This window comes from Rhizobacter sp. P2_H3 (assembly GCF_056403355.1).
Window position 1 is genome coordinate 1 of sequence record NZ_JBFUFQ010000205.1, and the last position, 10,437, is coordinate 10,437.

Annotated in this window: 10 protein-coding genes and 1 pseudogene; 10 read left to right on the forward strand and 1 reads right to left on the reverse strand. The window is 70.6% G+C overall.

From position 1 onward, the window contains the following. Nucleotides 1-285: pseudogene (locus tag AC1D1T_RS25640) on the forward strand (hypothetical protein); the annotation flags it as partial. Nucleotides 286-293: 8 nt separating this feature from the next. Further along, nucleotides 294-1,142 carry a dihydrodipicolinate synthase family protein gene (locus AC1D1T_RS25645; protein ID WP_477992733.1) on the forward strand — a complete coding sequence of 283 codons (849 nt, stop codon included), beginning with the start codon at nt 294-296 and terminating at the stop codon, nt 1,140-1,142. 19 nt (nt 1,143-1,161) lie between these two features. Here the strand turns inward: AC1D1T_RS25645 and AC1D1T_RS25650 are convergent, their stop codons facing one another. Beyond that, complete coding sequence (locus AC1D1T_RS25650) at nt 1,162-1,413, reverse strand: hypothetical protein (protein WP_477828569.1); 252 nt, start codon at nt 1,411-1,413, stop codon at nt 1,162-1,164. Between the two features lie 179 nt (nt 1,414-1,592). On the opposite strand from AC1D1T_RS25650, the gene AC1D1T_RS25655 reads away from it, so the two are divergent. The 8 genes from AC1D1T_RS25655 to AC1D1T_RS25690 all read left to right on the forward strand — a co-directional run. Further along, nucleotides 1,593-2,507: a MurR/RpiR family transcriptional regulator gene (locus AC1D1T_RS25655; protein ID WP_477992734.1), complete on the forward strand. Its 915-nt coding sequence runs from the start codon at nt 1,593-1,595 to the stop codon at nt 2,505-2,507. Then, nucleotides 2,504-3,502, forward strand: a complete 999-nt coding sequence (locus tag AC1D1T_RS25660) for an isoaspartyl peptidase/L-asparaginase family protein (RefSeq protein ID WP_477992735.1) — start codon at nt 2,504-2,506, stop codon at nt 3,500-3,502. The genes AC1D1T_RS25655 and AC1D1T_RS25660 overlap by 4 nt, the downstream gene beginning before the upstream one ends. Further along, nucleotides 3,499-5,352, forward strand: a complete 1,854-nt coding sequence (locus AC1D1T_RS25665) for a dipeptide ABC transporter ATP-binding protein (RefSeq protein ID WP_477992736.1) — start codon at nt 3,499-3,501, stop codon at nt 5,350-5,352. The genes AC1D1T_RS25660 and AC1D1T_RS25665 overlap by 4 nt, the downstream gene beginning before the upstream one ends. A gap of 37 nt (nt 5,353-5,389) precedes the next feature. Further along, a complete protein-coding gene (gsiB, locus tag AC1D1T_RS25670; RefSeq protein ID WP_465112411.1) occupies nt 5,390-6,928 on the forward strand; it encodes a glutathione ABC transporter substrate-binding protein GsiB in 1,539 nt (512 codons plus the stop codon). Nucleotides 6,929-6,932: 4 nt separating this feature from the next. Next, nucleotides 6,933-7,853: a glutathione ABC transporter permease GsiC gene (gene gsiC, locus AC1D1T_RS25675; protein ID WP_047511653.1), complete on the forward strand. Its 921-nt coding sequence runs from the start codon at nt 6,933-6,935 to the stop codon at nt 7,851-7,853. Further along, nucleotides 7,850-8,731, forward strand: a complete 882-nt coding sequence (gene gsiD, locus AC1D1T_RS25680) for a glutathione ABC transporter permease GsiD (RefSeq protein ID WP_465112413.1) — start codon at nt 7,850-7,852, stop codon at nt 8,729-8,731. The genes gsiC and gsiD overlap by 4 nt, the downstream gene beginning before the upstream one ends. Next, the gene (locus tag AC1D1T_RS25685) at nt 8,731-9,798 is read left to right on the forward strand and encodes a P1 family peptidase (RefSeq protein ID WP_477992737.1); all 1,068 of its coding nucleotides are present in this window, start codon (nt 8,731-8,733) and stop codon (nt 9,796-9,798) included. Before gsiD ends, AC1D1T_RS25685 begins: the two co-directional genes overlap by 1 nt. 10 nt (nt 9,799-9,808) lie before the next feature. Continuing rightward, a partial coding sequence (locus AC1D1T_RS25690; protein ID WP_477992738.1) for a M55 family metallopeptidase occupies nt 9,809-10,437 on the forward strand: 629 nt, incomplete at its 3' end.

Below are 10,437 nucleotides of genomic sequence, written 5' to 3' on the forward strand. Positions count from 1 at the left end.
GCGCTGTGCTATGCCTCGGAGGGCATCGTGGGCGCGCTGTACACGCAGATCCAGCGCGGGCTGCTGCAGGCCGCGCCGTTCGACGCTGCGGCGCTGAAGTTCTTCGAGGTGCACATCCACGTCGACGACGGGCACGCCGACCAGCTCGAATCGGTGCTGCTGCCGATGCTGCGCACGCCGCAGGAGGTGCTGCTCGTCGAAGAGGCGATCCGTGCCGCGCTGGACGCGCGCTGCGCCTTCTTCGACGGCGTGCTGCGCGAGGCCGAGCGCGCCGTCGCGGCCTGAGGGTGGCCGTGCACACGCCGCCGGATTGGCTGCAGGGGCTGTTCGCGGTGCTGCCGACGCCGATGGTGAGCGGCGGCGGGCTGGACCTCGACGGCCTGGACCGCGTCGTCGAGCACTACCTCGACGGCGGTGCCGCCGGGCTGGTGCCGGCCAGCATTGCCGGCGAAGGCGACCTGCTCGACGACGCGGAGCGCCGGGCCGTGATCCAGCGGGTGGTGCGGCGCGCTGCCGGCCGTGCGCCGGTCGCTGTCGGCGTGCTGGACGAGCGCACCGATCGCGCGCTGGCGCAGGCCCGCGTCGCCGCCGGCTGCGGAGCGGGCGCGCTGCTCGTCAAGCCGCCGCGCGGCGATGCGCAGCAGATCCTCGCCCATGTCGGCGCGATCGCGCTGGCGATGCGCATGCCGATCGTGCTGCTCGACCACCCGAAGTTCGGTGGCCTGCTGCCGCCCAGCCTGCTGCAGGTGCTGGTGGATGGCGTGCCCGAGATCGTCGGCATCAAGGTGGAGGACGAGCCCACGGCGGACAAGATGGCGCGGCTGAGAACCCTGCTCGGGCCGCGCCTGCGGCTGTTCGGCGGGCTGGGCGGCGTGCATTGCCTGCAGGAACTCGAACACGGCGCCGACGGCTTCTTCACCGGCTACCCGCATCCGCGCGCGTTGGTCGACGTGATGGACTGCTGGCGGCGCGGCGAGCGGGCCGCCGCCGTGGCGGCCAACGCGCGGATGCTGCCGGTCGCGCTGCGCGAGCAGGCCGACCCGGACACGATGATCCTGCAACGCAAGACCCTCCTCCGCGATGCCGGGGTGCTGCGCGAGGCGGTCGTGCGGCCGCGGCCGCCGGCCCGCTGGCCGGCATAGCCCGCGCCGGCTGCCGAGACTACTGCACCGTTTCCTTCGCCGCGGCCTTGGCCTTCTTGGCGTGGCTCTTCGCCTTGGCCTTGTGCACCTTGGCCTTGGTCTTGTGCACGGTGCTCGACGGCTCGTCGGTCACGGCGCCCTTGACGTTCTCGGTGCCTTGCTTCGCGGTCTCGGCGGTCGCCTTGGCGCCCTCCTTGACGGCGGTGCCGGCCTGCGCGAACGCGTTACCGGCCGCGAACAGCAGGGCGAGGATGGATATGAGTTTCTTCATCGATGTCCTCCAGAGTGGGTGCTTATCATCGGCGCCCACACACGCCCGAGGTGTCGGACGCCTCCGCCGCGCGCTGTAGGACCGAAGGCTGGACCTCAGGGCATTCCCTCGGGTCGCCGAGCGGGCCTGTAATTTGCTTTACAGTCCGCGAAGTTTTCTGAAACCCAGTTTTCATGACCGTGACGCCCCCTTCCGCCGGCTCCCCTCATTGGGCGGGCCGATTCGCCAGCCTGCCGGTGCTGCAGCAGGTGGCCGCCGGCATTCCGGCGATGCCCGCCGCGATGCAGCGCATGGGGCAGGCCGTGCTGGCGCACCCTTTCAGGGCGGCCACGCTCAACATCGATGAATTTGCCGGCGAGGTCTCGGTGTCGATCGCGACCGCCAACCGTTTCGCCCGCGCGCTGAACTTCGCCGGCTACCCGCAGTTCCGTGCCGAGCTGGCGCGCGGCTTCGAGGCCATCCTGGCGCCGGTCGAGAGCTTGCGCAGCAACCTGAAGCAGCCCACCGGGACGCAGCAGGCGATGGTGGCTTCGCTGCGCGAGACGGCGGCGAACCTCGAACACACGCTGCAAGCCCTGCAGCACCAGCCCTGCGAGCAGGCCGTCTCGCTGATCGCCGAGGCCGAGCAGGTGCTGACGCTCGGCTGGGGCAGCAGCGCGTACCTGGCCGGCGTGCTGCAGCACGAGCTGGAGCCGCTGTGCTCGCGCGTCGGCAGCCTCGCGCAGGCGGGCGGGCCCTCGCATGCGGCGCGGCAGCTCGTGAAGCGCGGGCCGCGCGACCTGCTGATCTCGCTGGCGTTCCCGCGCTATGTGGAAGACACCATCGCGCTGACGCGCCTCGCGCGCGAGCGCGGCGTCAAGGTGCTGGCGCTGACCGACGAGCCGTCGTCGCCGCTGGTGCCGCTGGCCGACGTGACGCTGTATGCGCACGTCAGCCGCCAGGTGGCGCCCACCTCGAACGCCACCGTGCTGGCACTGCTCGAGGCGCTGGTGGCCGCGCTTGCGCACCGCACCGAGGGCGCGGTGCAGCGCGCCGAAGAAATGGCCCGCGGCGTGCTGCCGTGGCTGCAGGTGGCGCCGGGGAGCGTGCGATGAGTCTGTCGTTGACTTCACCCGTGATCGCGATCCACGGCGGCGCCGGCACCTTGTCGCGTGCGTCGATCTCAGTCGAACAGCAGGCCCGCTACCGCGCCGCGCTCGACGAGATCCTGCGCAGCGCGCAGGCGATGCTCGCCGATGGTGCCGCGGCGATCGACGTCGTCACCGAGGCGGTGCGGCAGCTCGAGGAATGCCCGCTGTTCAACGCCGGCCGCGGTGCGGTCTACACGGCAGACGGCCGCCACGAGCTCGATGCCTGCCTGATGCGCGGCAGCGACCTGGCCGCCGGCGCGGTGGCCGGCGTGCGCACGCTGCGCAACCCGATCCTCGCCGCGCGCGCGGTGATGGAGGCCGGCGGCCCGGTGATGCTGATCGGTCCCGGCGCCGAGCAGTTCGCCGCCGGGCAGGGCTGCGAGACGGTGGCGCCGGAGTGGTTCGACACGCCGGAGCGCTTCGCGCAACTGCAGGCGATGCAGGCCAGCGACCGCACCGCGCTCGACCACGATGGCGCGAGCCAACTGGCCCCCACCGTTCCCGCGCCGCTCGACGAGCGCGACAAGTTCGGCACCGTCGGCGCGGTCGCGCTCGATGCGCACGGCCACCTGGCCGCCGCCACCTCGACCGGCGGCATGACGAACAAGCGCCCCGGCCGCGTCGGCGATTCGCCGCTGATCGGCGCCGGCTGCTATGCGAATGACCGCACGGTGGCGGTGTCGTGCACCGGCGTCGGCGAGGCTTTCATGCGCGGGCTCGCCGCCTACGACGTGTCGGCGCTGGTCGAGTACGTCGGGCTGCCGCTGCGCTTCGCCGCGAAGCGCGTCGTGATGGACAAGCTGCCGCCGCTCGGCGGCCGCGGCGGGCTGATCGCCGTCGATGCGCGCGGCAACGTCGCGCTGCCGTTCAACACCGAGGGCATGTACCGCGGCTGGGCGCGCATCGGCGAAGCGCCGGTCTCTGCCATCTATGCCGACGAAGCGGGCCCCGAGCAATGACAAGCACCCCACCGCGCCGCGTGCTTGACGTGCGCAACCTCAGCGTCAGCTTCGCCGTCGAAGGCGGCCGGCTGCAGGCGGTGCGCGCGCTCGACTTCCACGTCGATGCCGGCGAGACGCTCGCGATCGTCGGCGAGTCCGGCTCGGGCAAGTCGGTGTCGTCGCTCGCGCTGATGCGCCTGGTCGAGCACGGCGGCGGCCGCATCGACAGCGGCGAGATGTGGCTGACGCGCCGCGACGGCGAGCGCGTCGACCTGGCGCAGGCCGATGGGCGCCGCATGCGCGCGCTGCGCGGCGCGGACCTCGCGATGGTCTTCCAGGAGCCGATGACCTCGCTGAACCCGGTCTTCACCGTCGGCCAGCAGGTCGCCGAATCGATCCGCCTGCACCAGGGCCGCTCGCAGCGCGAGGCGATGGCCGAGGCGCTGCGCCTGTTCGACCTGGTGCGCATCCCCGAGGCGCGCGAGGTGCTGGGCCGCCATCCGCACCAGCTGTCGGGCGGCATGCGCCAGCGCGTGATGATCGCGATGGCGCTCGCCTGCCGGCCGACGCTGCTGATCGCCGACGAGCCGACCACCGCGCTCGACGTGACGATCCAGGCGCAGATCCTCGCGCTGATCCAGCAGCTGCAGCACGAGCTGTCGATGGGCGTGATCTTCATCACCCACGACATGGGCGTGGTCGCCGAGATCGCCGACCGCGTGCTGGTGATGCGGCGCGGCGACAGGATCGAATCGGGCGACTGCCGCGCGCTGTTCGCGCAGCCGCAGCAGGCGTATACGAAGGCGCTGCTGGCTGCGGTGCCGCAGCTGGGGGCCATGCAAGGGCAGGACCTGCCGGCACGCTTCGCACTGCCCGGCGATGAAGTGGTGGCCGCCACGCACCAGGTCACGATGCCCGACAGCGTGCGCGCCGACCTGCCGCCGGTGCTGTCGGTGCAGGGGCTCGTCACCCGCTTCCCGCTGCGCAGCGGCATCCTCGGCCGCGTGAAGCGCCAGGTGCACGCCGTCGAGCAGATCAGCTTCGAGCTGAAGGCGGGCGAGACGCTGGCGCTGGTCGGCGAATCGGGCTGCGGCAAATCGACCACCGGCCGCTCGCTCGCGCGGCTGGTGGCGCCGCTGGCCGGCCGCGTCGAGGTGGCGGGGCGCGACATCGCGCCGCTCGAAGGGGCCGCCTTGCAGGCGCTGCGCCGCGACATCCAGTTCGTGTTCCAGGATCCCTACGCGTCGCTCGACCCGCGGCTGACCGTCGGCTACAGCGTGATCGAGCCGCTGCTGATCCACAAGCTGATGCCGCAGAAGCAGGCCGAGGAGCGCGTGCGCTGGCTGCTCGAGAAGGTGGGCCTGCCGGCCGAGGCGGCGAACCGCTACCCGCACGAGTTCTCCGGCGGGCAGCGCCAGCGCATCGCGATCGCGCGCGCGCTCGCGCTGAACCCGAAGGTGGTGATCGCCGACGAGGCCGTGTCGGCGCTCGACGTGTCGATCCGCGCGCAGATCGTCAACCTGCTGCTCGACCTGCAGCAGGAGTTCGGCATGGCCTACCTGTTCATCTCGCACGACATGGCGGTGGTGGAGCGCATCAGCCACCGCGTCGCGGTGATGTACCTGGGCCAGATCGTCGAGATCGGCCCGCGCCGCGCGGTGTTCGAGAATCCGCAGCATGCCTACACGCGGCGCCTGCTGGCCGCGGTGCCGGTGGCCGACCCGACGCGGCGCCGCCAGCGCGAACTGCTGTCCGACGAGATCGCGAGCCCGGTGCGCGCGGTCGGTGATCTGCCGACGGTGGCCCCGCTGCAGCAGGTCGCACCCGGTCACTTCGTGGCCCGCCATCCGGTGGGCGTCGCTTTCTGATCTTCTTGTTCTGCTCATTCAAAGCCAGGAGTACTCGATGAACCGACAACAGCTCTCCCGAATCGCCGCCGCGCTGGCACTGGCCGGCACCGCGCTGGCCGCCCAGGCCGCGAAGGACATCACGATCGCCGTCGCGTCGACCTTCACGACCACCGACCCGTACGACGCCAACGACACGCTGTCGCAGGCGGTCGCCAAGTCGTTCTACCAGGGCCTGTACGGCTTCGACAAGGACATGAAGATGGTGCCGGTGCTGGCCGAGAGCCACACCGCCAGCAAGGACGGCCTGGTCTACACCGTCAAGCTGAAGAGCGGCATCAAGTTCCATGACGGCACGCCGTTCAACGCCGAGGCGGTGAAGGCCACGTTCGACCGCGTGACGAACCCCGACAACAAGCTCAAGCGCTACAACCTCTACAAGAACATCGCGAAGACCGAGGCGCTCGACGCGACCACGGTGCGCTTCACGCTGAAGGAGCCGTTCTCGCCGTTCATCAACACGCTGGCGCACCCGTCGGGCGTGATCATCTCGCCGGCGGCGCTCGCGAAGTACGGCAGCAAGGGCATCGCGCAGAACCCGGTGGGCACCGGCCCGTTCAAGTTCGTCGAGTGGAAGGCCACCGACTACCTGAAGGTCGAGAAGTTCGACGGCTACTGGAAGAAGGGCTACCCGAAGGTCGACAGCATCACCTGGCGGCCGGTGGTCGACAACAACACGCGTGCCGCGGTGATGCAGACCAACGAGGCGCACTTCGCGTTCCCGGTGCCGCCGGAGGCGGTCGAGACGCTGTCGAAGAAGCCGAGCCTGGAGGTGACCGCCTCGCCGTCGATCATCCAGCGCTACCTGTCGATGAACGTGCAGCAGAAGCCGTTCGACAACCCGAAGGTGCGCGAGGCGATCAACTACGCGATCAACAAGGATGCGCTGATCAAGGTGGCCTTCTCCGGCTACGCGATCCCCGCCGAAGGTGTGCTGCCGCAGGGCGTGGAGTACGCCGCCAAGCTGGGGCCCTGGCCGTACAACCCGGCCAAGGCGCGCGAGCTGCTGAAGGAGGCCGGCTACCCGAACGGCTTCGAGACGACGCTGTGGTCGGCCTACAACCACACGACGGCGCAGAAGGTGATCCAGTTCGTGCAGCAGCAGCTGGCGCAGGTGGGGATCAAGCTGCAGGTGCAGGCGCTCGAAGCCGGCCAGCGCGTCGAGCGCGTCGAGAGCGCGCAGGACCCGGCGACCGCGCCGGTGCGCATGTATTACGTCGGCTGGTCGTCGTCGACCGGCGAGGCCGACTGGGCGATGCGCCCGCTGCTGGCCTCGGAGTCGTTCCCGCCGAAGCTGTTCAACACCGCGTACTACAAGAACGAGGTGGTCGACGGCGCGATCGCGAAATCGCTGGTGACCACCGACAAGGCCGAGAAGGCGAAGCTCTACACCGAGGCGCAGAAGCAGATCTGGAAGGACGCGCCCTGGGCCTTCCTGGTGACGGAGCGGCTGGTGTCGGTGCGGGCGCGCAACCTGGCGGGGTTCTACGTCATTCCTGACGGCAGCTTCAACTTCGACGATGTCGAATTGAAGTGATTGAATGGTCGTCTACCTCATCAAGCGCCTGCTGGGGCTGCTGCCGACGCTGCTGATCGTCGCGGTGCTGGTGTTCGCCTTCGTGCACCTGCTGCCGGGCGATCCGGCGCGGCTGGCGGCGGGCGTCGATGCCGGCCCCGAGACGGTCGAGCTGGTGCGCCGCGACCTCGGTCTCGACCTGCCGCTGCCGCAGCAGTTCGTGCGCTTCTTCAGCCATGCGCTGCAGGGCGACTTCGGGCTGTCGATCCGCAGCAAGCGGCCGGTGTCCACCGAGATCGCCGAGCGCTTCGGCCCGACCTTCTTCCTGACCCTCGCGGCAATGGGCTGGTCGGTGCTGCTCGGGCTGGTGCTCGGCGTGGCCTCGGCCGTCTGGCGCAACCGCTGGCCTGACCGGCTGGGCATGACGCTCGCGATCTCGGGCATCTCGTTCCCGTCGTTCGCGCTCGGCATGGTGCTGATGCAGCTGTTCTCGGTGCAGCTCGGCTGGCTGCCGACGGTCGGCGCCGACAGCTGGCGGCACTACATCCTGCCGTCGCTGACGCTCGGCGCCGGCGTGGCCGCGGTGATGGCGCGCTTCACGCGCAGTTCGTTCATCGACATCCTGAAGGAAGACTATGTGCGCACCGCGCGCGCCAAAGGCCTGGGCGAGCTGCCGGTGGTGTTCAAGCACGGGCTGCGCAATGCGCTGATCCCGGTCGTCACGATGATGGGCCTGCAGTTCGGGTTCCTGCTGGGCGGCTCGATCGTCGTCGAGGTCGTCTTCAACTGGCCCGGCATGGGCCGGCTGCTGGTCGACGCGGTCGAGATGCGCGACTACCCGCTGATCCAGGCGCTGGTGCTGCTGTTCTCGCTCGAGTTCATCCTGATCAACCTGCTGGTGGATGTGCTGTACGCCGTCATCAACCCGACCATCCGCTTCCAGTGAACACACCCTCTACCGCTCCCACGACGGCCGTGCGCACGCCGGCCTCCGAGTTCTGGCGCAAGTTCAAGCGCCAGCGCGTCGCGCTGGTGGCCGGCGCGTTCGTGCTGCTGCTGGTGGCGGTGGCGGCGTTCGCGCCGTGGCTGGTGCCGTTCGATGCGGAGAACTTCTTCGACTACGACGCGCTGAACACCCCGCCGTCGGCCAGGCACTGGTTCGGAGTCGATTCGCTCGGGCGCGACATCTTCAGCCGCATCCTGATGGGTGCGCGCATCTCGCTGGCGGCCGGCTTCATCTCGGTGGCGGTGGGCGCGGTGATCGGCACGCTGCTCGGGCTGCTGGCCGGCTACTACCAGGGCTGGTGGGACCGCATCGTGATGCGCATGGCCGACGTGCTGTTCGCGTTCCCCGGCATCCTGCTGGCGATCGGCATCGTCGCGATCCTCGGCAACGGCATGGTCAACGTGATCCTCGCGGTCGCGGTGTTCAGCGTGCCGGCCTTCGCGCGGCTGGTGCGCGGCAACGTGCTGTCGCTGAAGCACCAGACCTACATCGAGGCGGTGCGCTCGATCGGCGCCTCGGACACCGTGATCATGCTGCGCCACCTGCTGCCCGGCACGGTGGCCTCGGTGGTGGTGTACCTGACGATGCGCATCGGCACCTCGATCATCACCGCGGCCAGCCTGTCCTTCCTCGGGCTCGGTGCGCAGCCGCCGACGCCGGAGTGGGGCGCGATGCTGAACGAAGCGCGTGCCGACATGTTGAACGCGCCGCACGTCGCGCTGTTCCCGAGCCTCGCGATCTTCGTCACGGTGCTGGCGTTCAACCTGCTGGGCGACGGCCTGCGCGACGCGCTGGACCCGAAGCTGGACAAGTTCTGATGGAGCTCTCGGCGCTCGGCGCACCGCGCGTGGGCGTGCTGCTCGCGGGAGCGCTGGATGCGATCACCGATGTGCCGGGCGTCGCGCTCGGCCATTGCACGCTGGCCGACGGCGCGACGCAGACCGGCGCCACCGTGCTGCTGCCGCAGCCGGGCAACCTCTTCCTGCACAAGCTGCCGGCCGGGCTGGCGGTGATCAACGGCTTCGGCAAGAGCCTCGGGCTGATGCAGGTGCAGGAGCTCGGCACGCTCGAATCGCCGATCGCGCTGGTCAGCACGCTGGCGGTCGGCACCGCGGCGACGGCGCTGGTGCGCGATGGGCTGGCGCAGAACCCGGAGCTCGCGCGCAGCCTGCCGACGCTGAACCCGCTGGTGTTCGAGTGCAACGACGGGTGGCTGAACGATGCGCGCGCGCTGGCCTTGCAGGAATCGCATGTGGCGCAGGCGCTGGCGGTCGCGCGCGAAGGGCCGGGGAGTGTTGCGCAGGGCAGCGTGGGCGCAGGGCGCGGCATGTCGTGCCATGGCTTGAAGGGCGGCATCGGCAGTGCATCGCGCCGGGTCGCGTGGCAGGGGCGTGGGTTCAACCTCGGCGCGCTGGTGCTCGCGAACCAGGGCCGGCCCGAGGCGCTGACGATCRCCGGCCGGCGCATCGGCGCGCAACTGCAGGCGCGCCTGCACGCTGATGCGGGGCCGGAGCGCGGCTCGATCATCGTGCTGCTGGCCACCGACGCACCGCTGGATGCGCGGCAGCTGGGCCGTGTCGCGCGGCGCGCGGCGGCGGGGCTGGMGCGCACCGGTTCCGACTACGGGCACGGCAGCGGCGACATCGCGCTCGCGTTCAGCACCGCATGGCGCGTGCCGCAGCTTGCGGACGAGCCGATGCCCGCTGTCGCGATGCTGCACGAGAGCGCGCTCGACGGCCTGTTCCAGGCTGCGGCCGAAGCGACCGAGCAGGCCATCGTGCATGCGCTGTTCGCAGCCACCACGGTGACCGGCCGCGACGGCCGCACGCGCCGCGCGCTGACCGATGTGGCGCCCGACTGGCGGGCGCTGATGATGACTTCATGAGAGAGCAAGGATGAAGACCCCGACGATCCTGGTGGCCGTGGACATCGAAGGCGTGGCCGGCGTGTGGCGGCCCGAGCAGACGCAGGCCGGCAACGGCGACTACGAACGCGCGCGGCGCTGGATGACGCAGGAGGCCGACGCGGCGGTGCGCGGCGCCTTCGCGGGCGGGGCCGGCGCGGTGCTGGTCAACGATTCGCATGGGCACTTCGGCAACCTGCTGGCCGACGAGATCGACCCGCGGGCGCAGCTGATCCAGGGCAAGCCGCGGCAGCTCGGGATGATGGCCGGCGTCGACCAGGGCGTCGACGGCGTGCTGATGGTGGGCTGGCATTCGCGTTCGAAGACCCGCGGCGTGCTGGCGCATACGACGAACAGTTTTGCGATCGCGCGGGTGTGGCTGGGCGGGCTGGAGCTCGGCGAGATCGGCTTGTATGCCGCGTTGGCCGGCGAGTTCGGCGTGCCGGTGCTGATGGCCAGCGGCTGCGACGTGATGGCCGCCGAGGTGGCGGCGTTGCTGCCGGGTGTGGCGAGCACTGTCGTCAAATGGTCCGAAGGCGCGCGCAGCGGGCGCTCGTTGTCGCCGGCGCAATCGCGCGAGGCGATCGAGGCGGCGGCGCGCGAGGCGGTGCAGGGCGTGGC

Bases quoted from the DNA above. Each gene is read 5' to 3' on its own strand.
- AC1D1T_RS25650 (WP_477828569.1), bottom strand. From the start codon at position 1,413: ATGAAGAAACTCATATCCATCCTCGCCCTGCTGTTCGCGGCCGGTAAC.
- AC1D1T_RS25660 (WP_477992735.1), top strand. From the start codon at position 2,504: ATGAGTCTGTCGTTGACTTCACCCGTGATCGCGATCCACGGCGGCGCC.
- AC1D1T_RS25665 (WP_477992736.1), top strand. From the start codon at position 3,499: ATGACAAGCACCCCACCGCGCCGCGTGCTTGACGTGCGCAACCTCAGC.
- gsiB (WP_465112411.1), top strand. From the start codon at position 5,390: ATGAACCGACAACAGCTCTCCCGAATCGCCGCCGCGCTGGCACTGGCC.
- gsiC (WP_047511653.1), top strand. From the start codon at position 6,933: ATGGTCGTCTACCTCATCAAGCGCCTGCTGGGGCTGCTGCCGACGCTG.